Here is a 23,701-nt window from a genome sequence, read left to right as displayed (position 1 = left end):
CTGACCATGGGGCAGGCCCTCGCGGCGGGGCTGCGGGCCGGGCTGCGGCGCGCCGGGGTGCCGGTGCTGCTGGACACCGCGCTCACCGATCTGGTCGTCGAGCAGGACCGGGTCACCGGGATCCGGTGCGGCGACCGGGTGATCACCGCGCGGCGCGGGGTGCTGCTGGCCAGCGGCGGGTTCGAGCAGAACGAGGCGATGCGCCGCCGCCACCAGGGGCTCGGGGCCGCCTGGACGGTCGGCGCCGGCGGCAACACCGGCGACGGCATCGAGGCCGGGCAACGGCTCGGGGCAGCGCTCGATCTGATGGACGAGGCGTGGTGGGGGCCGTCGCTGCCGCTCACCGGCGGGGCGTACTTCTGCCTGGCCGAACGCAACCTGCCGGGCAGCCTGATCGTGGACGGCACCGGCCGCCGGTTCGTCAACGAGGCGGCGCCCTATCTGGAGGCCGTGCACGCGATGCTCGGCCGCGACGGCACCGGGTCGCACCTGCCGTCCTGGCTGGTCACCGACCAGTCCTACCGCGATCGGTACCTGTTCGCCGGGCGGGCGCCGCGGGCGCCGCTGCCGCGCCGCTGGTTCGACGCGGGCATCGCCCACCGGGCGGACACCCTCGACGACCTCGCTCAGCGCATCGCGGTCCCGGCCGCGGCGCTGCGCGCCACGGTCGAGCGGTTCAACGGCTTCGCCGACCGGGGTACGGACGACGACTTCGGCCGGGGCGTCTCGGCGTACGACCGCTACTACGGCGACCCGCGGCAGCGGCCGAACCCGTGCCTCGGCGCCCTGCGCAAGCCGCCGTTCTACGCGTTCTCGCTGGTGCCGGGCGACCTGGGCACCAAGGGCGGGCTGCGCACCGACGAGCACGCCCGGGTGCTGCGCGACGACGGCACCGCGATCGCCGGCCTCTATGCGGCCGGCAACGCCAGCGCCACCGTGATGGGCCGCGGTTACGCCGGCGCCGGGGCCACCCTCGGCCCGGCGATGACCTTCGGCTACCTGGCCGCCCTGGACATGGCCGACGTGACCGTCACCAGCGGCTGACCTCGCCGAGGTCGCCGGCCGGGCCGTAGCCCGCCAGGATCTTGCAGCTCAGCACCCCGAGCCGGCACCGCTCACGGGGCGATGGCGGACATCGCCAGGTCGACGAGGTCGTCGGCGTACGCCTCGGTGAGCGGACCGTTGCGCAGCAACCAGCGGTGATAGAGGGGGCCGAAGAGAAGCTCGACCGTCAGGTCGAGATCGAGGCCGGGCCGGGCCTGGCCGGCGGCCTGGCCGGCGCGCAGCCGGTCCTTGACCGAGTCGAGCTGGGGCCGCAGGAGCTGGTCGCGGACCTGCTCGGCGAGGGCCTCGTCGGAGAGCGTCTCGATGGTGATGGCCCGGGTGGTGGCCGACAGCTTCGGGTCGGCGAACTCGGCGACCGTGGCCCGGATGACGGTGCGCAGGTCGGCGCGCAGGTCGCCGGTGTCGGGCAGGGCCGCCGGCTCGGCGGCGGTGTCGGTCAGCGCCTCGAGGATGACCGCGCCCTTGCCGCGCCACCAGCGGTAGATCGTCTGCTTGCCGACGCCGGCGCGGGCGGCGATGGCCTCGATGGTCAGATCCGGGTAGCCGGTCTCGGAGAGCAGCTGCAGGGCGGCGTCGAGGATCGCGCGGCGCGAGCGCTCGTTGCGGCGTGGGGTGGTGGTCACGACGGTGAGCGTACCGGAAATGAGACGAGACGTTGCGTCTCTCGATGTGCTACCTTCTTTCGAGACGAGACGTAGCGTCTCGTTCAAACGAGAGGATTTTCCGTGCCGCACATCGCCATGGTCAGCATCCCCGCCCACGGGCACGTCAACCCGAGCCTGGAGATCGTGCGCACGCTGGTCGCGCGCGGTCATCGGGTCACCTACGCCAACGCCACCTCGTTCGCCGGCACGGTCCAGGGCGCCGGGGCCGAGCTGAAGCCCTACGAGTCGACGCTGCCGACCACCAACGACGGGTGGGCGGGTGACGACATCGACCAGGTCACGCTCTTTCTGGACGACGCGATCGCGATGCTGCCGCAGCTGCGCGCCGCCTATCAGGACGATCGGCCCGACCTGTTCCTCTACGACATCGCCGGGGCGCCGGCGCGGATCCTCGCCGAGGAGTGGGGCGTTCCGGCCATCCAGCTGTCACCCACGTTCGTCGCGTGGGACGGCTACGAGCAGGACATGGCACCGATGATCGAGGCCATGCGGGCCGATCCCCGAGGCGCCGAGTACTACCGGCGGTTCACCGCCTGGCTGACCGAGTCCGGTTCGTCGGTCATCGACGGTCCGGCCTTCATGGGGCGGCCCGAGCGCAGCCTGGCCCTGATCCCGCGCGCCCTGCAGATGAACGCGGACCGGGTGGATCCGGCCGTCTACGACTTCGTCGGCCCGATCCTCGGCGACCGGTCCGCGCAGGGCACCTGGAGCCGGCCGGCCGGGGCGGAGAAGGTGCTGCTCGTCTCGCTCGGGTCGGCGTTCACGAAGCATCCGGACTTCTACCGGCGGGCCGTCGCGGCCTTCGGCTCGCTGCCCGGCTGGCACACCGTGCTGCAGATCGGCAGCCAGGTCGACCCGGCCGAGCTGGGTGAGGTGCCGGAGAGCGTCGAGGTGCATTCGTGGGTGCCGCAGCTGGCGATCCTGGAGCAGGCTGACGCCTTCCTCACGCACGCCGGGATGGGCGGCAGCAGCGAGGGCCTCTACTGCGGGGTCCCGATGATCGCGGCGCCGCAGGCGGCCGACCAGTTCGCCAACGCCGAGCAGTTGGCCGCCCTCGGCGTCGGCCGGGTGGTGGACTCGGCGACGGTCACCGCCGACGAGCTGCGGAAGGCGTTGCTGCAGCTCACGAGCGACCCGGCGGTCGCCGCGCGATGCGCGGAGATCAGGGAGGAGTTGCGGACGAACGGGGGCGCCGACCGCGCCGCCGACCTGATCGAGGCAGCGCTGCCCGCCGCCACGACCGTGTGAGATGGGGGGACGCGGCGCGCGCCGCGTCCCCCATCTCACCGTGGGTTCACTCGGGGCCGCAGGTCTCGTCCGGGACGGTCTCGCGCTTCTCCTGCTTGAAGGCGCCGTCGGCGAACTTGTACTGGTAGGTGAAGACCACCTCGGGGCACGCCGCGTCGCTGGTCTCGTCGACGCCGTTGGCCTTGATCACCAGGGCGCCGCCGGTGAAGGCGACCGAGTCCACATACGGCTTGTCGGTGCCGGCGTCGCTGAGCAGGGTGCCGACGCGCTTGGGCTGGTCGACCGAGGAGGCGCCGTCGAAGACCTCGACGGTCGAGGGGCCGTACTCGTCGACGCCCTCGCACGCGCGCGCCACGGCGGCGTCGGCCGCGCCGTCGCCGGTCAGGTCACCGGCGGCGACGTCCTGCACGACGACCAGCTCGCCGGACTTGCAGGGCTCGACGAAGCGCTCCCACGTGACCTTGTCGCCGATCGACGCGACCGTGTTGGGCTTGTCCACGGCCGCGGCGCCGCCCTCGACGGCGGTGGTGGGCTGCGGCTCGGGCTCGGAGTCCGAGGTGCAGCCGGCGACGAGCGCGATCGCCATCATCGGGACGGTGGTGAGCAGAACGGCTCGTTTCGACAAGACTGTATTCCCCGTACGGCACCGGCGGCCGCCCCTGCCGGGCCGCATCGCGCCACAGCATATGAAAGATCGTCCAGCGGTACGGAACCCCGGACCCACCCGCTGCCGGAACGGACGGCCGAGTCTGACCGATCAGGCAGCGGTGAGGATCAGGCCGCTGGTGGGCACGCCGGTGCCGGCGGTGACCAGCACCGGACCGTCGCCGGGGACCTGGTTGACGGCGGTGCCGCGGACCTGCCGGACCCCTTCGGCGATGCCGTTCATGCCGTGGATGTAGGCCTCCCCCAGCTGCCCGCCGTGCGGGTTGACCGGCAGCCGCCCGCCGAGTTCGATCCCGCCGCCGGCGATCAGGTGCCGGGCCTCGCCCCGGCCGCAGAACCCCAGTTCCTCCAGCTGCATCAGCACGTACGGGGTGAAGTGGTCGTAGAGCACCGCGGTGCGCACGTCCTGCGGGACGTATCCGGACTGGTCCCACAGCTGGCGGGCCACCACGCCCATCTCCGGCAGGGCTGCCACGTCGTCGCGGTAGTAGCTGGTCATCACGAACTGCCCGGCGCCACTGCCCTGGGCGGCGGCCGCGATCACGGCCGGTGGCCGGGCCAGGTCGCGGGCCCGGTCGAGCGAGGTGACCACGAGGGCGACCGCGCCGTCGCTCTCCTGGCAGCAGTCGAGCAGCCGCAGCGGCTCGGCGATCCACCGGGAGGAGCGGTGCTCGTCGAGGGTGATCGGCCGGCCGTGGAACCACGCGTACGGGTTGGTCGCCGCGTGCCGGCGGGCAGCGACGGTGACCCGGCCGAAGTCGTCGGTGGTGGCGCCGTAGTCGTGCAGGTACCGCTGGGCGATCATGGCGACCATCGCGGCGGGCGTGGCCAGCCCCATCGGGTGGTGCCAGCCGGAGTCGACGTCCGGGGAGGCGACGGCCTGCCCGAACCGGCGGCCGGACCGCTCGTTGAGGGCGCGGTAGCAGACCACCACGTCGGCGATCCCGGCGGTGACGGCGAGCACGGCCTGCTGCACGACGGCGCAGGCGGCGCCTCCGCCGTACGGAATGCGGCTCATGAAGGTCAGCTCGCCGATGCCCAGCTCGCGCGCGACGGCGATCTCGGCGTTGCTGTCCATGGTGAAGGTGACCAGGCCGGAGACGTCGCCGGGCCGCAGGCCGGCGTCGTCGAGGGCGGCGCGCACGGCCTCGGCGGCCAGGCGCAGTTCGCTGCGGCCGGAGTCCTTGGAGAACTCGGTGGCGCCGATTCCCGCGATCGCGGCGGACCCGCTGATCACGAGGTCACCCGCACTGTTCCGGTCACGTGCACGCCGGTGGCGGTACGCCCGGCGACCTCCACCTCACCGTCGCCGGCGACCTGCCCGGTGAAGGTGAGCGTGTCGTAGGCGTGGCACGGCGTGCCGAGCCGGATCGCGATGGACCGCACCACGGCGCCCGGCCCGGCCCAGTCGGTGACGTAGCGCTGGACCAGCCCGGTGGTGCTGAGGATGTTCAGGAAGATGTCCTTCCCGCCGAGCCGGACCGCGGCGTCCCGATCGTGGTGCACGTTCTGGAAGTCGCGGGTCGCCAGCGCGGTGCTGATGATCAGCGTCGGCGTGACCGGCAGCTCCCAGGTGGGCAGCACCGGCCGGTCCGGCCGCCAGACCGGCAGGCCCTGGTCGAAGAAGACCCGCACCGCGTCGCCGATGGCCGGCCGCGGCCCGCGGAACTCGCCGACCATCCGGACCCCCTCGGGAAGGTCGACCAGGGCCACCACGAACGGACCCCGCCGGCCCGGGATCGGCGGATGGTGGTGCACCACGAAGCTGTGCACCCGCCCGGTGCCGGCCGCAACCGCGTACTCCGGCTTGGTGGCGCCGCAGGCCGGGCAGGCCGGACCGGGTGGGTGGCGCAGCGCGCGGCACTCGCCGCAGCGCTGGATGCGCAGCTCACCGGCCTCCACGCCGTCCCAGAAGAACGCGGTGTCCGCGGTGATCACCGGCCGCAGCGTCGTCGAGTCCGGTTCGCGCACCACAGGAGCGGGCCGATAGCGCAGGATCCGGAACCGCATGTCGGCCACGGGCTCGTCGCCCACGAACCAGGTGCTGATCGTGGTGACGAACCACCCCTCACCCAGCGCGGTCCGTTTCGGCCCGGTCACCGACTCCAGGCGGCTGCGGACCGTCACCTCCTCACCGACCCGCAGGTAGCGGTGGTAGGTCTGTTCGGAGTCGGTGGCGACGACGGCGGAGAACCCCTGCGCGTCCAGCAGGTCCGACATCACGCCGAGCGGATCCTGCTCGTCCGGCGCGGGACGCAGGCCGCGCATGGTCCAGACCTGGATCATCGCGGGCGGGGCGAGCCCGTCACGCTCGTAGGCGGGGTTGGTGTCGCCCATCGCCTCCAGCCAGCTGCGGATCATCGGCAGGTTGACCGGGTCACGGCCGGCCCGCGGGCCGGTCTGGCCGGCCTGCCGCAGACGCTCGGCGGTCTCGGTGATCATCTGCACCTACCTCGGCACTCGGGGCAGGCCGAGGCCCGCGCTCGCGATGATCTCGCGCTGGATCTCGTTGACACCGCCGCCGAAGGTCAGCACCAGGTTGCGCTTGGCCTGCAGGTCCAGCCAGTCGCGCAGGGCCGCGGTGTCCGGGTCGGCCGGGTCGCCGTAGCGGTCCACGAGCTCTTCGAGCTCGCTGCCCAGCCGCAGCAGCCGCTCGGAGGCGAAGACCTTGGTGGCGGAGGCGTCGGCCGGGCCCGGGTCGGCGCCGGCGACCTGCCAGTTGAGCAGTTCGTTCACGCGGAGCGCAGCGCCGGTCCGGGCCAGAGCGCGGCGGACGTCGGCATTGCCGTCGGTCCCGGTGGCGTACGCCCACTCGCGCACCCGGTCGAAGAGGGCGCCGAGCCGGCCGGCCGGGCCGAGCATGACGCGCTCGTGGTTGAGCTGCGCGGTGAGCAGCCGCCAGCCGCCGTTCTCCGGGCCGACCCGCCGGCTGACCGGCACCCGCACGTCGACCAGGTAGGTGGCGTTGACGTGGTGCGCCCCGTCGCAGGTGATGATCGGTGTCCACGAGTAGCCGGGGTCGCTGGTGTCGACGATCAGCACGGACAGGCCGCGGTGGCGGGGCGCGTCCGGATCGGTGCGGCAGGCCAGCCACAGGTAGTCGGCGTCGTGCGCCCCGGTGGTGAACGTCTTCTGCCCGTTGACCAGGTATTCGTCGCCCTGCCGGACGGCGCGGGTGCGCAGCGCGGCCAGGTCGGTGCCGGCCTCCGGCTCGGTGTAGCCGATCGCGAAGTGCACCTCGCCGGCGAGGATGCGCGGCAGGAAGTGGTCCTTCTGCTCGTCGGTGCCGTGCGCCAGCAGGGTGGGCGCGACGGTCTGCAGGGTGACGGCGGGCAGCGGCACGTCGGCGCGGGCCGCCTCGTTGACCAGGATCTGCTGCTCGGCCGGGCCTAGGCCGCGGCCGCCGTACTCCACCGGGAAGCCGAGGCCGAGCCAGCCGTCGCGGCCCAGGCGCGACACCAGGTCACGATGGGCGCGTCCGTGCCGTTCGCGCAGGAGCACGGCGCGCTGCGCCGGGGTCAACACCGCTTTCAGGTACGCCCGGAGCTCGTCGCGCAGCGCCCGTTGCTCGTCAGTCACGTCGATGAACAAGGCGCTCCCCCAGCGTCTGGAGCCGGTACTCGCTGCCGCCGAGGAACCGCACCAGGTCGCGGATCAGGGCGGTGTACCGGTGCAGCGGGTAGTCGGCGGACAGCCCGAGCCCGCCGTGCAGGTGGTGGCAGGTGCGGGTGGCCGGTGGCGCCTCGGCGGTGAGCCACTGCGCGGCCACCTGCAGGTCGTCGTCGGCGGGGCGGCCGGTGCTCAGGTTCCAGGCGGCGGCCAGGGCGGCCAGGTGCAGGGTGCGGCTGGTGACGTAGACGTCGGCGATCTGCTGGGCGACGGCCTGGAAGGTGGCGAGCGGACGGCCGAACTGGTGGCGCGTGCGCACGTGCCCGGCGGTCAGCGTGAGGGCGCCGGCCACCGCCCCGTCGCCGAGGGCACAGGCGGCGCTCACCGCGTACCGATGCAGGTCGGCATAGCAGTCCGCCCCGCCGGCGGCGTCGTGCCGGGCTTGCGGCCGGCCCTCGTCCTGCGGCCGCGCCGGCGGCCGGGCCTCGCCCAGCGGCTGGGCCTGGGCCTGGTCGAGGCGCAGGAGGGAGCCGTCGCGGGTGACGCCGGGCGTCGCCGGATCGATAATCGCGACGGCCGGGACCGGGCCGGCGCTGACCGTGACCAGAATGCGGTCGGCCTCGCCCACGCCGGTCTTGACGCCGGTGACCCGCCAGTCCGCGGTGGCGACGGTCCGGGGTGTGCCCGGCAGCGGGTCGCCGGGCTCGGCGATGGCCGCGGTCAGGGTGCGCCCGTCGGCGAGCAGTTCGTCCTGCTGCTGCTCGGTGCCCCAGCGGGTCACCGGCAGCAGGCCGAGGCCGAGCAGCCGGGGCAGCGGGACGTCGAGGGCGCGGCGGCCGATCTCGGTGAGCACGAGCGCCGTCTCCAGCGCACCGAGGCCGGCGCCGCCGAGCCGGCTGGGCGCCGCGAGGGTGAGCAGCCCGGCCTGCCCGAGGCCGGCCCAGGCCTTCTCCGGGGAGTCGGCGCCGCCGTCGAGAACCTCGCCGGCGAGCCGGATGATCGCCTGCTGCGTCTCGTCCGGCCGGAAATCCATGCAGCGATTAGAACATGTTTCAGTTTCGGCGCGCCACCGATGGGTGACACGGGTACGCAACGCGCCGTTGCTAGGCTTGATTCAGAGGCGAAAGGGCAACCATGGCGACAGCGAGAACGAGTACCAACCGGGGCGCTCTCTCCGGCGCGGAGGTCGAGCAGGGCTCGGCGGCGCAGCGCGACCGGCGGCGGCGGATTCTGGAGGCCACCCTGGCGCTGGCGTCCAAGGGCGGCTATGACGCGGTGCAGATGCGCACCGTCGCGGAGAAGGCCGAGGTCGCCCTCGGCACCCTCTATCGCTATTTCCCCTCGAAGATCCACCTGCTGGTGTCGGCGCTCGCCCTGGAGCTGGAGGCGATCCAGGACAAGCTGACCCGCAAGCCGCTGCCCGGTGACACGCCCTACGAGCGGACCATCTACGTGCTGGGCCTGATGACCCGGTCGCTGCAGCGCGATCCGCTGCTGGCCGAGGCGATGACCCGCGCCTTCATGTTCGCCGACCCGTCGGCCAGCGCCGAGGTCAACGCGGTGGCCCGCCTGATGGAGGAGATGGTCACCCGCGCCGTCCACGACGGCGAGCCGACCGCGGACGACCGGGCGAAAGCGCGGGTGATCGGTGACGTCTGGCTGTCCAACCTGGTGGCCTGGGTGACCCGCCGCGCCTCGGCGAACGACGTGGTCAACCACCTGGAGCTGGCGACCCGGCTGCTACTCCACTGAGGTCTATTCCACCAAGCCTTTCAACTTCTCCAGCGCCTGCTTCGCGGCGGGCGCTGCCTGCTTCTCCAGCATGGCGGCCATCGGGCCGTTCAGGGCCGGGCCGGCGAACTCCATGTCGTAGGTGATCTGGGTGCCGCCCCCGGACGGTTCGAGCAGGAAGCGGTTCTTCGACTTCACGCCCATCGGGCCGTCGCCGGCCTGCTCGAGCACCTTCCCGGCGTCCGCCGCCACGACCTTCCAGGCCATCTCGGCGGGCATGCCCATCAGCTTCACCTTCTGCTTGTACGTGGCGCCCTCGGTGAGGGTGGCCGGCACGTCGCCGGTGAAGCCCTGGTGCATGTCGTTCCACTCAGGGGTCCGGGCCGGGTCGGCCAGAACCTGGTACACCCGTTCCGGGTCGGCCGTGGTGACGGTCGTGACGCTGACCTTGGGCATCGCTGTCCTCCTTTATCCGCTGACAAGATCCATTCCGGCGACGTAGCCGAAGGTCATCGCGGGGCCGAGGGTGGAACCGGCGCCGGCGTAACTGCGCCCCATCACGGCCGCGCTGGCGTTGCCCGCCGCGTACAGGCCCGGGATCACCGAGCCGTCCGGGCGCAGCACCCGGGCCCGCGCGTCGGTGACCAGGCCACCCTTGGTGCCCAGATCGCCGGGCACGATGGTGAAGGCGTAGAACGGCGGCAGCCAGATCGGCGTCAGGCACGGGCTGGGCTGGTTGGTGGGGTCGGCGAAGTACGCGTCGTAGGCGCTGTCGCCGCGGCGGTGGTCGGGGTCACGCCCGGCTCTGGCCTGGGCGTTGAACCGCTCGACCGTGGCCCGCAGCGCGGCCGCCGGCACGCCGATCTTGGCGGCCAGCCCGCCGATGGTCCAGTCCTTGGCCCGGTACCAGCCCTCGGGGTAGGGCAGCAGCGGGGCCAGGTCCTTGAACAGGTAGCGGTTGCGGTACTCCTGGTCGGTGATCATCCAGCACGGGATGTGGCCCTTCTCGTACATCACGTGGACCACGTCGCTGTACGGGGCGGCCTCGTTGACGAACCGCTGCCCGGCCTGGTTGACGAAGATCGTGCCGGGCAGGGTGCGCTCGGACAGGCAGAACCAGGGGCCGTCCGGCAGCGGGATCATCGGGCCCCACCAGGCGTCGTCCATCAGGCCGAGCGCGGCGCCGGCTCGCTCCCCCGCCTCGATGCCGTCGCCGGTGTTGCTCGCCGCGCCGACCGTCCAGTCCGTACCGATCGGCGCCTGCTGGTACTGCTTGCGCATCCGCTCGTTGTGCTCGAACCCGCCGCTGCCGATGACGGTGCCGCGCCGGGCCCGGATCAGGATCTCCTGGCCGTCGCGGCGGGCCACCACCCCGGCCACCCGGCCGTTCTCCACGTGCAGGTCGAGCAGCGGGGTGTCCAGCCAGACCGGCACGCCGGCGGCGAGCAGGCCGGCCCGCAGCCCGCCGGCCAGGGCCTGGCCCATGCTGATCGGTTTCTGCCCCTGCGCGGACAGCTGCAGGTAACGCCAGACGATCTCGGTGGCGGTGGCGACGCCGCGCGGGTGGCGGGCGATCAGGGACAGCCACTTGTAGTCGACGTCGTAGACGACCGTGCCGGGCGGGGTGGGCACGTAGGAGGGGTTCAGCTTGGCGTACTCGGCGCCGAGGATGTTCGCGTCGAGGGCCTGCGGCTCGATGGACCGGCCCTGCGGCATCCCGCCGGGCAGCTCCGGGTAGTAGTCGGGGTAGCCCTGCATCCAGGAGAACCGCAGCGGGGTGTGGCGCAGCAGGAACGAGATCGCGCGCGGGCCGTTGGCCAGGAACGCCTGCCGGCGGGCGGCGGGGACCTCGGGACCGACCACGGCCGCCAGGTAGGTGTCCGCCTTGGCCGGGGTGTCGGGCACCCCGGCGGCCAGGATCACCTCGTTGTTCGGGATCCAGATGCCGGCGCCGGAGCGGGCGGTGGATCCGCCGTAGACGGGGGCTTTCTCGATCACCAGGGTGCTCAGCCCGCTGCGGGCCGTCGCCAGCGCCGCCGTCATGCCGGCCGCACCGGCGCCCACCACGACCGCGTCGTACTCCACGGTGACCGCCATGGTTGCCCCATCCGCCGGGTGCAATAACTAGAACAGGTTATAGCAGTGTGAGAAGATTCACTAGGTGCGCGAGGGCTGGCGGCCGCAGCCTTGGTAGAACCTGATTCTGTTCAGCCATCTGCGGGCAGGGGTTTCAGTGACCGAGGTTGTGGACGGACTGCTACAGCGCCGTGCGGCGATCAGCGAACTGGGCGACGCCCTGCGGCTGCTCGTGGACAGCGCGACGACCACCGAGGCGCCGGCCGAGGAGCTGCTGCGCGCCGCCGAGCTCATCCGGCAGGCCACCGCGCCGCTGGCCGAGCGCACCCGCGACCGCTCGGTGCCCTCGACCGCCGACGACCTGCGCCGCGGCGTGCGGATGTACAACCCGGTCACCGGCAAGGGCAGCGCCCTGGCGCCGCCGCTGCATATCGAGGCCGAGGACGGCACGGCGGTCGGCGCCTGCACGCTGGGCATGGCCTTCGAGGGCCCGCCGACCTACGCGCACGGTGGGGTGAGCGCGATGCTGCTCGACCAGATCCTGGGCTACGCGGTGGGGCTGTCCGGCCACCCCGGCATGACGGTGCGGCTGGACATGACGTACCGCAAGCCGGTCCCGCTGCGCACCCCGCTGCGGCTGACCGCCTCGGTCCAGGGGATCGACGGGCGCCGGGTGACCGCCGGCGGTCGCATCACGACCGCCGACGATCCCGGCACGACCCTGGTCGAGGCGACCGGCGTCTTCGTCGCCCTGCGGGCCGATCAGGCCCGGCGGCTGTTCGGCCCGGTCATCGCCACGAGCCGATACCACACCGACTGACTACTTGTTGATCTTCAGGGTCTTCTTGGCCAGCTCGTAGGCGGGCAGCACGTTGGCGTGCTCGTCGGCGCCGAACGGCGACAGCTTCACCACGACCACACCCTTCGGCGTCTTCACCGCGAACGCCGAGTACTTGCTCGCATGGTCCAGCGACTTGTTGTACGGCTCCCAGGTGACCTCGGCGGCCGGCTTCCCGTCGACCGTGATCTTGGAGTACGTGGTCTTGCGCACCTCGGCGTTGCCGGCGTCCCGGGCCTCCTTGCCGTCGGCGGCGACGAACTTCTCCAGGTGCTCGCGCGGGGTTCCGGCGGTCTTCTTCGACAGGTAGACCCGCACGAAGCCGACCTCGCCGGCCGGCTTGGCGTCCACCTCGCACACCACCTCGAACGGGCCGACCCGGAACAGGTCCGCCGCCTCACCCAGCTCGGCGAGGTCGACCGCCTTGGGCTTCCAGAGCGCGACCAGGTCGAAGCTGACCGGCATCTCGCAGGCGCTGCCGGCGGCGCCGATGGTCTCGGTGGGCGCGCTGGGGTCGGCGCTCGGCGTGAGCGCGTCCTCGCAGACCTTTTCCAGCTCGGCGGTGGCCGCGTCGAACTCGGGGTCCTCCAGCTCGCTGGGATCCGCGGACTGGGCCACCTTCTCGGCGCCCGCGGCGTTCTTCTCGATGGCGGCCTTCAGCGCCGGGTCGGACACCGTGGCGGCATGCTCGCGGGCCTTGGCGGCATAGTCGGTGAGCGCCTTGCGGACGCCCTCCTTCTCGTTGTCGCCGGCGGCCCCGGTGATCAGGTCCTTGAACAGCTCCCGGAACGCGCCGACCGCGGTGGTGCAGTCCGCGGTCAGGTCACCCGTGGCGGCCGCCGAGGCGGGCGCGCCGGCCTCGGTCCGGGTCGCCGGTTCGGCGTTGTTGCAGCCGGTCAGAAAGAGGATGGACGAGGCTGCGGCCGCTATCACGGCACCACGCCCCCGTGCGTGCTTCGTCACGATGTTCACGAGGTCCGGAGCTTAGACCGTGCCGACTGTGGCCGCCATCAATATGCCTATGGGAATCAACACAGGTGAGGGGCCCAGTCGTCGGCACCGCGCAGGAAAGTCGTCGCGGTGTACCCGGCGGCCTCGGCGGCGGTCAGCTGGGGGCGGTCGGCGCAGCGGTGGGCGCCGGGGCCGTAGTTGCGGTATTCGGCGAAGCGGGCGTCGGCCCAGGGCCACGTGCCGAAGTCGGACCAGGCGGTGGGCGGGATGTGGGCGCCGATCGACGACTCGCGGATGATCGTCTGCCCGATGGCGCCGGGGTCGTTGCCCGGATGCCACGGCCGGCCGAGGAAGACACTGCCGGCGGGCGCGTCCGAGGTGAAGCGGCAACGGGTGAACAGCAGCCCGTACGGATTGGTGATGTCCGTGCTGGGGGCCGTGACGTAGCCGGCCGGCGTGCCGGCGCGGTCGAGCGAGTGGATGCGGCAGCGGTCGAAGACCGCGGTCGCGCGGCCGAAGATGAAGTCGACGTCGCCCTCGACGTAGCAGTCGCGGAAGTACGCCCGGGCGACCACACCGGCGGCGCTGCTGTTGACATAGAGCGTGTCCTGGTTGCCGAGGAAGCGGACCCGGTCGAAGACGAGGCGGTCGGCGCGGGTCAGGACGGCCACCGCCTGCCGGTTGGTGATCTCCGGGTGGGCCGCCTCGTCGAAGAGGTTCGCGAAGGTCAGGTTGACGGCTCGCAGCCCGGCGCCGTCGACGGTGACCGAGGCGCTGCCGGAGGTGCCCCAGGTGCCGCCCTCCGGTTTCGGGGTGCCGTTGGCGCGGTTGTCGGCGATCAGCACGTCGTCGGGCCGGCGGCCGAGACCGCGCAGCTCGATCAGCGGCTTGTCCTTCCCGATGATCACCTGACCGAGGTACGTGCCGGGGCGCACGCCGATCACGAAGGGCCGCGCGTTGCCGCTGGGCACGGCGTCGATCGCGGCCTGGATGCCGGTGTGATCGCCGGTGCCGTCGGCGGCGACGATCAGGTGGGGGCGCGGACCGGCCACGGCGGGACGGGCGCCGATCATGCCGGTGGCGGCGACGGCGCTGATGCTGGTCGAGACATGCAGGAAGGTGCGACGACGCATGGGGATCCTTAGCTGCAGGAAAGGGCTTTCCTGGAGCACCGTAGGACAATCATCCAGCGGCGTCAATGAACGTCAGTGCACCCGGGAACTGACCAGCCGGTGCACCTCGTTCAGCAGGGTCTGCGTCTCGAACGGCTTGCGGATCAGCGGCGCGTCGGCCGGCAGCTCCTGGCCACCGGGCGCGGGACCGCTGGTGTATCCCGACATGAACAGCACCGGCAGGCCGGGCCGGTCCCGCCGCAACTCCGCGGCGAGCTGGGTGCCCGACATCCCCGGCATGATCACGTCGGTGAGCAGCACGTCGTAGGCCAGGTCCTCGTCGCGGCACAACCGCAGCGCCTCGGCCGGGTTGGCGGCCGCGAACACCTGGTAACCGGACTTGCGCAGCAGCCGGCAGACGATGTCGCGGACCGCCTCCTCGTCCTCGACCACCAGGATCCGCCAGCCGTCACCGGCCAGCACCGGCGCGGTCGGGGCCGCCGGGCTCACCGCCTGGGTGGAGGACGTGCCGGCGGGCAGGCGCACCCGCAGCGTCGTGCCCCGGCCCGGCTCCGACTCCAGGCTGATCGTGCCGCCCGCGTCGGTCACCACCCCGTACGCGGTGGCCAGGCCCAGACCGGTGCCGCTGCCCCGCCCGCGCGTGGTGTAGAACGGCTCGAACGCCCGGGCCAGCACCTCCGGCGGCATCCCCACACCGGTGTCGGTGACCGCGAGACAGACCAGGTCGTCGCCGCCGCCGTCGTGCTCCAGCGCCGTGCTGATCGTCAGGCGCCCGCCGGAGGGCATCGCCGCCCGCGCGTTGAGCGCCGCGTTCATCAGCACCTGCTCCAGCTTGCTGCGGTCCATCACGATCGCCGGCAGATCCGGCGCGAGCACCGTGCTCACCTCGATGTCCTCGCCGAGGGTCCGGCCCAGCAGCCGTTGCATGTCGACGGCCACCGCGTTCAGGTCGAGCATCTCCGGCTGCGACGGCTCGGACCGGCTGAAGATCAGCAGCTGGCGGGTGAGCGCGCCGCCGCGGGCCGCGGCCTGCTTGATCCCGGCCGCGTCCGGTGCGCTGGGGTGATCCTCACCCAGCTCCTCGACCAGCATGTCGGCATAGCCGGCGATCACCGCCAGGATGTTGTTGAAGTCGTGCGCGATGCCGCCGGCCAGCTGGCCCAGCGAGTCCAGTCGTTCCGCCTGGCGCAGCTGCTGCTCCAGCTCGGCGCGCTCGCGCTCGGCGGCCAGCCGCTCGGTGACGTCGCGCAGGATGCCCTCCACCGCGACCACCCGGCCGGTCTCGTCGACGACCGTGCTGGCCCGCTGCTCGATCCAGGCCTGATCATTGCCGCGGTGCAGGCGTACGGTGATCGTCCCCGGCCGCGGATTGCGCCACGACTGCTCGAAGATCGGCCGGTCCTCCGGGTCGACGCAGTGGAAGATCAGCCGCGGGTCGGCGTAGAACTCCTCCGCGGTGTGCCCGGTGATCGACTCCACGGCCCGGCTCAGGTACTCCATCGCCGGCTCCGGCTCCAGCCGGTATCGGAAGATGATGTCCTGCGCGTGCTCGGCGAGCAGCCGGAACCGCTCCTCGCTGTCGCGCAGGGCGGCCTCGGCCCGGCTGCGCTCGGTGATGTCGGTCGAGATGCCGGCCACCGCGTACGCCGTGCCCGCCTCGTCGATCAGCGGGAACTTGACCGTGAGGTAGGTGCGGACGTCGTCGTCCTCGCCGGGCGCATGCTCCTCCATCTGCACCGGCACCCCACCGGCCAGCGCCTGCAGGTCGTTGGTGCGGAAGGCGTCCGCCACGTCCACCGGGAACAGGTCGTGGTCGGTCAGGCCGACGATGTCCTCGCGGCGCAGGCCGAACAGGCGCTCGTACTCGCGGTTGACGAGCATGTAGCGCCCGTCGGCGTCGCGCATGTAGATGACCGCGGAGGTGTGGTCGATCAGCGCCATCAACTGATCGCGGCCGAGTTCCGGCAGCGGCCCGTCGCTTCGATCCGGGCGCCCCCCGGCGCCGGTACGTGGTCTCACCCCACCCCCGGTCAACTCAGCCGGCCAGCTCCACCAGGACCGGTGTGCCCGCATCCCGACCGGAACGTACCGCCGTCGCCGGTCCGCTGTCCGGGCTTTCGGCGATCAGCACCGGGCGCAGCAGGGCGAGAGCGTGATTCTGGCGCGCTCGGGTCACCCGTTCCAGGAAGGTCTCGGTCATCCCCGTGGTGCCGGCCCGGTTGGAGACCAGCAGCCGATCCCCGATCCCCTCCTCGTCCCGCCGGCGCTGCGGCTTGAACAGGAACTTCTTGCTCAGCATCAGGTGCGCGCCGGACGCCCGGGCGTGCATCGCCAGCAGCCGGTACCAGTCGATCAGGGCCGGGTGGTGCGCGACCAGCCGGCGCAGGTCACCGTCGTCGGACAGGCGCAGCTCGTGCTCGTCGGTGCCGATCTCGGCGAGCAGCCGCTGCGGCAGGGTGGGGCCGCTCATCAGCTCGTCGAGTTCGGCGCGCTCGTGGTCGAGCAGCGCCGGGAAGAGCCGCCGCGCCTGCTGGTCGTAGCCGTCGATGGCGAGCCCCAGCAGGAAGTCGCGTTTCAGCGCCTCCGGGTCGAGGGCGCCGCTGGGCGGGATGTCGTCCGGCGTCCAGTGCGCGGCGAACTGCCGGAACACGTCCATGAACATCTCCGGCGGCATGGTTTCCTCCGGCGGCAGGGCGGCGAAGTCGACCATCAGCTTGCGCAGGGTGGCCAGCAGCACGGTCGCCTCGCGTACCCGATGGCGGGCGTCCTCGCCGATCAGGCTGGCGCGTTCCCGGGTGAGCGGGCACAGCAGCTCGTTGACCGCCAGCTCGACCGCTTCGCCCTGCTTGACCAGCAGGAAGAAGCGTTCCTCGCCGACCGTGCCGGTGTAGCTGCGGATCCGGCCGTCGTCGAACAGTCCGGGCAGCTCGGCCACCACCTCGCCGTGCAGGCGCACCCGGATCGTGCCGACGTTCCAGCGCACCAGCGAGGCGTAGCTGTCCCGGTCGTAGTGGCCGGTGCCGGTGTGCTTGGCGAGCGCCGCGAAATACGCCCGGAACGGGATCTCCGCCGCACCCACGGTCAACCGGTCGAAAGCGTGCTCCGGGTGCTCGATGCCGCCCGTGACGTGCTCCTGGTAGTGCCGGGCCACCGAGGCGCCGACGAAACCGAGCAGCACGACCAGGCGCTGGGCCTGCCGCGGGCTGAGCTGAGTGACCTCCGGGAGGTGACTCAGCACGTGCTCCTCTAGCTCCGTGACGAGTAACTCCGGTGGGGCGTGGTCATTGAGGATCACCCGATTGAGACGGGGAAGTTCGGTCAGTACCCACTCGCCGACCTGTTCCGGAACCATCCGGTAAATCACCTCCGGGACTCCTATCCGTCCCTTCGGCCGCGGCACGCCGACGATGAGTGTGGTGAATCGCACCCACCGCACGTTCGGCTGTTGAGCCGGTGACGGGGACGAATGCGACAGGCGGGCCAGAAAGTGACGGCGGTTTATACAGTGGCTTCCGGCCGCGCCAATCGGGCGCGAGAGACAGGGGGTAACCGATGTCCGAGCCGATGTCCCGCCGCACACTGCTGGGCGCCACCGCGGGCGCCGCGGCCGCCGCGACTCTGCTGCCGTCCCCGGCGACCGCCGCCCGCACGCGTGTGCCGAGAGCCGTGCGCGAGCTGGACGAGAAGATCCAGCAGGAGATGGCGGCGTACGCGGTGCCCGGCGTCGCCTACGGACTGCACTACCGCGGTGTCGACTACGTCCGCGGATTCGGCGTGACCAGCCTCGACGACCCGCAGCCGGTCGACGCCGACACGGTCTTCCGGGTGGCTTCCACCACCAAACCCTTCACCGGTACGGCGATCATGCGGCTGGTCGAGCGTGGGCGGCTCGACCTGGACCGCACCGTGCGCAGCTATCTGCCCGGCTTCCGCACCGCCGACCCGGCCCAGTCGGCGCGGGTGACGGTGCGGCAGGCGCTCAACCACAGCGCCGGGTGGCTGGGCGACTTCTTCCTCGACACCGGCAGCGACGACGAGGCCCTCGCGCGGTATGTGGCTGAGATGTCCCGGTTGCCGCAGCTGACCCGGCCGGGGAAGTACTTCTCGTACAACAACGCGGCGATCTCGCTGGCCGGGCGGCTGATCGAGGTGGCCACCGGCCGGACCTACGAGCAGGCGATCCGCGAGTTGCTGACCGCGCCGCTCGGGCAGCGGCACAGCGCCTTCACCCTCGACGAGATCCCGGGGGTGCGCTGGGCCGTACCCCATGTGCTGAACGAGGCCCAGACCGAGATCGTGCCGCTGCGCGCGGCATGGGCCATGCCGCGCAGCATCAACCCGGCCGGCGGCCTGATCTCCAGCGCCCGGGACCAGTTGCGCTGGGCCCGGTTCAGCCTCGGCGACGGGCGGGTGCCGGGCAGCAGCCGCAGGCTGCTGGGCCGGCGATCCATGCACGCCATGCAGTCGAACCCGGGGCCGGGTGGCACGCTCTTCGTCGAGCTGGACGGCGCCGGGGTGACCTGGATGCTGCGGCCGACCGCCGAGGGCCCGACAGTGGTGCAGCACGGTGGGGACTGGACGGGGCAGCACTCCGGTTTCCTGATGGTGCCCGAGCGGGACTTCGCGCTGACCGTGCTGACCAACAGCGACACCGGGACCGCCCTGCTGGACGACCTGTTCGTCGGGGACTGGGCGCTGAGCCGGTTCGCCGGGGTGCACAACCTGCCGGCCCGGCCGCGGGCGCTGCCCGCGGCTGAGCTGGAGGCCTACCGGGGGGTGTACACGGCTGAGCAGATCGGCTTCGACGGGACCGTGGAGAGCATCCCGGTCGAGTTGATCCCGGACGCGGGTCAGCTGCTCGTCCGCTACCTCGGGACCGAGCGGCTGCGGCTGGCGTTCTACCGCAAGGACTACGTGGTGATGCTGGCGCTGGACGGCACCGTGCAGAACCAGCGGGCCAACTTCGTCCGCGACAGGGACGGGTCGATCGGGTGGCTGCGCTTCGGCGGGCGGCTGCACCGGCGGGGCGAGGAAGCCGCCGCCTCGCAGCTCCGCTCCACGGCGCCGGCTGCTCTCCCCCGCCCCCTGCTGTCCTAGCGCTCTCTGTGGGTGAGGTTCGGGCGCGGTCCGCGCCCGAACCTCACCCGCGGGTCTCAGGCCTGTTCGCGGCGTTCCATGCGGCGCTGCTCCAGGCGGCGCCAGCGGTTGTAGACGTCCACGGCGGCCTCGATGGGATCCGGGGCGCGGCCGGCCTCCCACGGGCGGGGCAGGAACGACTCGGCGCCGAGCCACAGCAGGTCGCTCATCGGCACGGTGCCGCCGTTGAGGCGCATCAGCTCGGCGGCCACCGCGGCGGCGTGATCGCTGCGCCGCCACCGCTCCAGGACCGAGCCGCCGGTGGCGAGGTCGGCGTGGTCGTCCGGGTGCAGGTCCATGGGTGGCGCCTCCGAAATCCGCAGGTCAGGAGCCGTTCACCATGGTCGCGGAGGCCGCCGCTGTCAAGATCTTGACGACGAAGATCACGCGCCGAAGGCGGCCCTGATCTCCTCGCCGGTGAGCGAGCGGGAGCGGAACGTCGTGGTGCCGGACTCCAGCAGCTCGCGGGCGGCGTCGCGGGCCGCGCCGTACGCCGCCCAGGCCAGCGCGCCGCCGGTGGAGACCCGCCGGACACCGAGCTCGGCCAGTTCCGCGACGCTCGGCCCGGCGCCCATCGCGAGCACGTTGACCGGGGCCTTCACGGCGTCGACCAGCCGCGCGATCTCAGCCCGGCCGGTCAGGCCGGGCGCGTAGAGCACGTCGGCGCCGGCATCCCGGTACGCCAGCAGCCGGGTGATCGTGTCGTCCAGGTCGGTCCGCCCGTAGAGGTGGTTCTCGGCACGGGCGGTGAGCACGATGCCGTGCCGGCCGCACGCCTCGGCGGCCGCGGCCACCCGCTCCGCGCCGGCGGCGACGGTCTCGATGCAGTCCTCCGACGGGTCGTAGTCCTCGATCGAGATGCCGGACGCGCCCGCCGCGGCGAGCAGCTCCACGCTCTCGATGATGCCGTCGGTGGTGTCGGCGAACAGCCGCTCCGCATCGACGTTGACCGGCACGTCCACGGCGGCGGTCAGCGCGGCGACGTGGGCCACCAGCTCGTCGCGGGTCACCTGCTGGTCCCGTTTGCCGAGGCTGGCGGCCAGGCCGGACGAGGTGGTGGCCAGCGCGACGAAACCGAGGGACTCGAACAGCCGGCCGGAGCCGACGTCCCACGGGTTGGGCAGCAGGAACGTGCCGGAGTCGTGCAGGGCGCGGAAGCGATCGCGGAGGGAATCCATGTCCCTCACCCTGGCACAGGAGCGGCGCCGCGCGGGTAGGCCAATCGCCGGGTCGTGGCCGGTTCCCCGGCGGACGGCCTCAGCCGACCCGGGCCGGGCCGGTGCTCTCGCGGCGCAGGACCCGGATGGGTGGGCCGGGGTGCTCGACCGGCGCCGCGCCGTCGAGCGCGGCCAGCACCGCGCGGGCCAGGGTGAGGCCGTGGTCGTGGACGTCGATGCTCAGCGCGGACAGTGGCGGCACCGCCAGCTCGCACAGCGGCGAGTCGTCGTAGACCAGCAGGCTCACCTGGCCGGGCACCGGCACGCCGGTGCGGATCAGCTCCTGCTCGGCCGCGACCGCCATGACGTCGTTGTCGAAGACGACAGCGGTCGGCGACGGCGAGGCGGCCAGCAGCTGCTGCACGCCCCGGACGCCCGACTCCGCGCCGTAGTCGCCCTCGACGATCTCCACCCGCACGCCGAGCTTCGCCGCGGCGGTGTGCATGGCGGCCGAGCGTTCGGCCGTGTGCACCAGATCGGCGGGGCCGCTGACCCGGCCGATCACCCGGTGCCCGAGCGACACCAGCATCTCCACCGCGGCGGTCATCGCCCCGGCGTCGTCGGTGACGACCCGGGAGAACGCCGGGGCGTCGGCACGCCCGGCCAGCACCGCGGGCAGGCCCAGCGACGCCAGGTGCGCCGGCCGGGTGTCGTCGTGGACCAGGTTGACCACGACGACGGCCCGGACGGTGTGGTCGCCGGCCCACCGGCGGTAGGTGGCCAGCTCGGCCTCCAGGTCGGGCACCACCAGCAGCAGGACGGTGGCGCCGTGCGGGGCCAGGGCCTCCTCCATGCCGGCGATGAGCTCCATGAAGAACGGCTCGACGCCGACCCGGGCGGCGCTGCCGGTCAGGACGAGGCCGATCAGGCCACCCGGGGAGGTCACGCCGTCAGCCCACCTTGGCCGGGAGGTCTTCGACGGGGTTGCCTCGGTTTTCCGCCGCGGGCAGGCTCAGTGAGTTCGCCGAGCGCAGCACCTCGGGGGCGGAGAACGCCTCCAGGTCGACGGTCGCCGCCGTGGTGACGGTGAACGTGCGGGTCTCCCCGGGCAGCAGGTCGACGAGCATGTCGTCGACGACGGCGTCGGGGGCGACCCGGTCGGCGAGCACGGCCACGTCCCGGGCGAACGATGCGGCGGTCACGGTGATCGAGTATCCGCCCTCGGTCGCGACCGTGTGGGCCCGGACCGCGGCCGGGTCGTAACGCAGGTCGTAGTCCTCGGCGAACAGGTGGGTGGCGCGCAGGCCGTCGGCGTCGGCGACCAGCACCTCCTGGTCGATCTCGGCGGCCGCGAGCAGGCTCGGGTCGAGGTCGAGCCGGGCGACCGCGCGGGCCGGCACGTCGAGGTCGGCGGTCGTGGCGGCGAGCCCGGTTCCGTCGAAGCGGACCCGCCGCAGCGTGACCGTGCCGCGCCACGGCTCGTCGCTGTCGTTGATCGCGACGAGCTGCTGTTTCTGGAACGTGAGCACCCGGGGGGCGTACGCCCGGCGCAGCGCGTACCAGGCGGGCTTGAGCCGGCCCGCCCCGTCCACGACCGCCCACGAGGTCACCGGCCAGCAGTCGTTGAGCTGCCAGAGGATGCTGCCCATGGTGCGCGGCGCGTGCCCACGCAGGTGGTTGATCGCATACGTGGTGGCCCGCGCCTGATTCAGCTGGGTGGCCCAGTGCCAGGCGCTGAAGTCCTCCGGCACCGGCATGTGGTGGGCCAGTCCGCGGTCCAGCTTGCCGTTGCCGTCCTCGGCCTTCTGGTGCAGCAGGAACGCGGGCGAGTCCTTGCGCAGGTCCTCGGGTGCGAGGGTGCTGGTCAGGGTCGACCAGGCCGGCGGGGCCTGCCAGCCGAACTCGGAGCAGAACCGGGGCACGAAGTTGTCGTGGAAGGTGTAGTCCTGCCGGTTCCACGCCTCCCACTCGTGGCGGGTGCCGTACCGGTCGTCGTTGGGGTGGACCACTGACGGGTCGTGGCCGGGGCTCGACGGGCTGCCCGGGTGGTACGGCCGGGTCGGGTCGAGCTCGGCGAGCAGCGCCGGGAAGTCCTCGTAGTAGTAGCGGGCGCCCCAGGTGGCGCCCTGCAGGGCTTCCTTCCACTGCCAGTCCTCGTGGCCCCAGATGTTCTCGTTGCCGCCGTTCCACAGGATCAGCGACGGGTGCGGGGCGAGGCGGGTGACGTTCTCCCGGGCCTCGGCGAGGATCTCCGAGCGGATCGGCTCCTCCTCGGCGTAGGCGGCGCAGGCGAGCGGGAAGTCCTGCCAGACCAGCACGCCCTTCTCGTCGCAGACGTCGTAGAAGTCGTCGGTCTCCCAGATGCCGCCGCCCCAGATGCGCAGCAGGTTCGCATTTCCCCGAATGGCCCGGTCGACGGCGGCGGAGAGGTCGGCGCGGGTGATCCGGGTGAGCAGGTGGTCCTCGGGGATCCAGTTGAGGCCGAGGACGAAGATCTCCTTGCCGTTGACGCTCAGCGTGAACCTGCTGCCGTCGGCGTCGGGGGTCTCGTCGAGGTGCACGTCACGGAAACCGACCCGGCTGTGGTGCTCGTCGAGTTTCTCCTCGCCGGCGAGCAGCGTCACGGTGACCGGGACCAGCGGCTGGTCGCCGTGGCCGACCGGCCACCAGAGCGGTGCATCCGGAACGTCCACATCTATCGTTACATCGTCGCCGACCACAGCGACCCGGCTGGTCCGGTCACCGACCACCACTTCGACGGTGAGTTCAGCCGCCGAGTCACGCTCCACCGCGACGTGCACGGTGAGCTGGGAGCGGGTGGCCAGCGGGCGGACCGACGCGAGCCGGGCGGTGCGCCAGCGCTCCAGCCGCACCGGCTTCCAGATGCCGGCGGTCTGCAGGTCGGGACCCCAGTCCCAGCCGAACGAGCAGGCCATCTTGCGCACCGCGTTGAACGGGTGCGGGTACGGCCGGGGCCGCTCGCCGATCTGCTTCTGGACCTGCTCGGCGTATTCGAGGGCGGAGTCGAAGCGCACGCTCAGCGGGATCTGCCCGTCGCGCAGCAGGTGCCGCACGTCGAACCGGTACCCGCGGTGCATGTTGAAGGTCCGGCCCAGCTCGGCCCCGTCGACCTCGATCGTCGCCACCGTGTCCAGTCCGTCGAAAACCAGGTCGACACGCTCGCCCGGTGCGGCCGGGGCGGCGGTCAGCGTGGTCTCGTAGAGCCAGGCCGTGCGGTGGAACCAGGCGAGGGCGGCCTCGTTGGCCTCCAGGTACGGGTCGGGGATCAGCCCGGCGGCGAGCAGGTCGGTGTGCACGGTCCCGGGCACGGCGGCGGGCAGCGGTGACGCGGCGATCTCCGGCGGGACCGGGCCACCGGCGGCACGGACGGTCCAGCCCGCATGAAGGTCGGTCTTGAGCATGTCG

21 protein-coding genes and 1 pseudogene are annotated in these 23,701 nt (G+C 72.4%); 5 read left to right on the top strand and 17 right to left on the bottom strand.

The genetic code is table 11. The features are described from left to right. Nucleotides 1–1,044: FAD-binding protein (locus tag AB0F81_RS22875; protein WP_360200394.1), on the top strand; the 1,044-nt coding region annotated here is incomplete at its 5' end. Nucleotides 1,045–1,115: 71 nt separating this feature from the next. Here AB0F81_RS22875 and AB0F81_RS22870 read toward each other — a convergent pair. Next, nucleotides 1,116–1,688, bottom strand: a complete 573-nt coding sequence (locus tag AB0F81_RS22870) for a TetR/AcrR family transcriptional regulator (protein ID WP_360200392.1) — start codon at nucleotides 1,686–1,688, stop codon at nucleotides 1,116–1,118. 102 nt (nucleotides 1,689–1,790) lie between these two features. Here AB0F81_RS22870 and AB0F81_RS22865 point away from each other — a divergent pair, with 102 nt between their 5' ends. Continuing rightward, nucleotides 1,791–2,978, top strand: a complete 1,188-nt coding sequence (locus tag AB0F81_RS22865) for a macrolide family glycosyltransferase (protein ID WP_360200390.1) — start codon at nucleotides 1,791–1,793, stop codon at nucleotides 2,976–2,978. Between the two features lie 46 nt (nucleotides 2,979–3,024). Here the strand turns inward: AB0F81_RS22865 and AB0F81_RS22860 are convergent, their stop codons facing one another. The 6 genes and pseudogenes from AB0F81_RS22860 to AB0F81_RS22835 form a co-directional block, all read right to left on the bottom strand. Next, a complete protein-coding gene (locus AB0F81_RS22860) occupies nucleotides 3,025–3,603 on the bottom strand; it encodes a hypothetical protein (RefSeq protein ID WP_360200388.1) in 579 nt (192 codons plus the stop codon). A gap of 132 nt (nucleotides 3,604–3,735) precedes the next feature. After that, nucleotides 3,736–4,881 carry a lipid-transfer protein gene (locus AB0F81_RS22855; RefSeq protein ID WP_360200386.1) on the bottom strand — a complete coding sequence of 382 codons (1,146 nt, stop codon included), beginning with the start codon at nucleotides 4,879–4,881 and terminating at the stop codon, nucleotides 3,736–3,738. Next, nucleotides 4,878–5,228, bottom strand: a complete 351-nt coding sequence (locus AB0F81_RS22850; protein WP_360200396.1) for a MaoC/PaaZ C-terminal domain-containing protein — start codon at nucleotides 5,226–5,228, stop codon at nucleotides 4,878–4,880. The genes AB0F81_RS22855 and AB0F81_RS22850 overlap by 4 nt, the downstream gene beginning before the upstream one ends. Nucleotides 5,229–5,264: 36 nt before the next feature. Continuing rightward, nucleotides 5,265–6,086, bottom strand: a pseudogene (locus AB0F81_RS22845) (OB-fold domain-containing protein); the annotation flags it as partial. 6 nt (nucleotides 6,087–6,092) lie between these two features. Further along, nucleotides 6,093–7,235, bottom strand: a complete 1,143-nt coding sequence (locus AB0F81_RS22840; protein WP_360200384.1) for an acyl-CoA dehydrogenase family protein — start codon at nucleotides 7,233–7,235, stop codon at nucleotides 6,093–6,095. Beyond that, nucleotides 7,216–8,286, bottom strand: coding sequence for an acyl-CoA dehydrogenase family protein (locus AB0F81_RS22835; protein ID WP_360200382.1), 1,071 nt, complete (start codon nucleotides 8,284–8,286; stop codon nucleotides 7,216–7,218). The genes AB0F81_RS22840 and AB0F81_RS22835 overlap by 20 nt, the downstream gene beginning before the upstream one ends. A 101-nt stretch (nucleotides 8,287–8,387) precedes the next feature. Here AB0F81_RS22835 and kstR point away from each other — a divergent pair, with 101 nt between their 5' ends. Then, nucleotides 8,388–9,005, top strand: a complete 618-nt coding sequence (kstR, locus tag AB0F81_RS22830) for a cholesterol catabolism transcriptional regulator KstR (RefSeq protein WP_360200380.1) — start codon at nucleotides 8,388–8,390, stop codon at nucleotides 9,003–9,005. 3 nt (nucleotides 9,006–9,008) lie between these two features. On the opposite strand, the gene AB0F81_RS22825 is transcribed toward kstR, so the two are convergent. Beyond that, entirely contained in the window at nucleotides 9,009–9,440 is a 432-nt protein-coding gene (locus tag AB0F81_RS22825; RefSeq protein ID WP_360200378.1) for an SRPBCC family protein, read from the bottom strand. Nucleotides 9,441–9,452: 12 nt separating this feature from the next. Further along, on the bottom strand, nucleotides 9,453–11,081 hold the full coding sequence (gene kstD / locus AB0F81_RS22820) for a 3-oxosteroid 1-dehydrogenase (protein WP_360200376.1): 1,629 nt from the start codon (nucleotides 11,079–11,081) through the stop codon (nucleotides 9,453–9,455). Between the two features lie 136 nt (nucleotides 11,082–11,217). Between kstD and AB0F81_RS22815 the strand changes: the two genes are divergently transcribed. Beyond that, nucleotides 11,218–11,880: a PaaI family thioesterase gene (locus AB0F81_RS22815; RefSeq protein ID WP_360200374.1), complete on the top strand. Its 663-nt coding sequence runs from the start codon at nucleotides 11,218–11,220 to the stop codon at nucleotides 11,878–11,880. Here AB0F81_RS22815 and AB0F81_RS22810 read toward each other — a convergent pair whose 3' ends face one another. The 4 genes from AB0F81_RS22810 to AB0F81_RS22795 all read right to left on the bottom strand — a co-directional run bounded on the left by AB0F81_RS22810 (nucleotide 11,881) and on the right by AB0F81_RS22795 (nucleotide 17,220). Beyond that, nucleotides 11,881–12,861: a lipoprotein gene (locus AB0F81_RS22810; RefSeq protein ID WP_360200372.1), complete on the bottom strand. Its 981-nt coding sequence runs from the start codon at nucleotides 12,859–12,861 to the stop codon at nucleotides 11,881–11,883. A gap of 65 nt (nucleotides 12,862–12,926) precedes the next feature. Continuing rightward, nucleotides 12,927–13,982, bottom strand: coding sequence for a pectinesterase family protein (locus tag AB0F81_RS22805; RefSeq protein WP_360200370.1), 1,056 nt, complete (start codon nucleotides 13,980–13,982; stop codon nucleotides 12,927–12,929). A 72-nt stretch (nucleotides 13,983–14,054) separates the two neighbouring features. After that, nucleotides 14,055–15,923 carry a PAS domain-containing protein gene (locus tag AB0F81_RS22800; RefSeq protein ID WP_360200368.1) on the bottom strand — a complete coding sequence of 623 codons (1,869 nt, stop codon included), beginning with the start codon at nucleotides 15,921–15,923 and terminating at the stop codon, nucleotides 14,055–14,057. 94 nt (nucleotides 15,924–16,017) lie between these two features. Next, the gene (locus AB0F81_RS22795) at nucleotides 16,018–17,220 is read right to left on the bottom strand and encodes a hypothetical protein (protein ID WP_360200366.1); all 1,203 of its coding nucleotides are present in this window, start codon (nucleotides 17,218–17,220) and stop codon (nucleotides 16,018–16,020) included. Nucleotides 17,221–17,534: 314 nt separating this feature from the next. Between AB0F81_RS22795 and AB0F81_RS22790 the strand changes: the two genes are divergently transcribed. Then, a complete protein-coding gene (locus AB0F81_RS22790) occupies nucleotides 17,535–19,079 on the top strand; it encodes a serine hydrolase domain-containing protein (RefSeq protein WP_360200364.1) in 1,545 nt (514 codons plus the stop codon). A 56-nt stretch (nucleotides 19,080–19,135) separates the two neighbouring features. Here the strand turns inward: AB0F81_RS22790 and AB0F81_RS22785 are convergent, their stop codons facing one another. The 4 genes from AB0F81_RS22785 to AB0F81_RS22770 all read right to left on the bottom strand — a co-directional run bounded on the left by AB0F81_RS22785 (nucleotide 19,136) and on the right by AB0F81_RS22770 (nucleotide 23,697). Then, the gene (locus AB0F81_RS22785; RefSeq protein ID WP_360200362.1) at nucleotides 19,136–19,417 is read right to left on the bottom strand and encodes a hypothetical protein; all 282 of its coding nucleotides are present in this window, start codon (nucleotides 19,415–19,417) and stop codon (nucleotides 19,136–19,138) included. Nucleotides 19,418–19,501: 84 nt separating this feature from the next. Then, nucleotides 19,502–20,296, bottom strand: coding sequence for an isocitrate lyase/phosphoenolpyruvate mutase family protein (locus AB0F81_RS22780; RefSeq protein ID WP_360200360.1), 795 nt, complete (start codon nucleotides 20,294–20,296; stop codon nucleotides 19,502–19,504). A 79-nt stretch (nucleotides 20,297–20,375) separates the two neighbouring features. Further along, on the bottom strand, nucleotides 20,376–21,221 hold the full coding sequence (locus AB0F81_RS22775; protein WP_360200358.1) for a substrate-binding domain-containing protein: 846 nt from the start codon (nucleotides 21,219–21,221) through the stop codon (nucleotides 20,376–20,378). 4 nt (nucleotides 21,222–21,225) lie between these two features. Next, on the bottom strand, nucleotides 21,226–23,697 hold the full coding sequence (locus AB0F81_RS22770) for a glycoside hydrolase family 2 protein (protein ID WP_360200356.1): 2,472 nt from the start codon (nucleotides 23,695–23,697) through the stop codon (nucleotides 21,226–21,228). Nucleotides 23,698–23,701: the final 4 nt, after the last annotated feature.

The sequence above is a fragment of the Actinoplanes sp. NPDC024001 genome, assembly GCF_040638955.1.
Taxonomy (GTDB): Bacteria; Actinomycetota; Actinomycetes; order Mycobacteriales; family Micromonosporaceae; genus Actinoplanes.
This window is presented reverse-complemented; position numbering and strand designations above follow the sequence as displayed.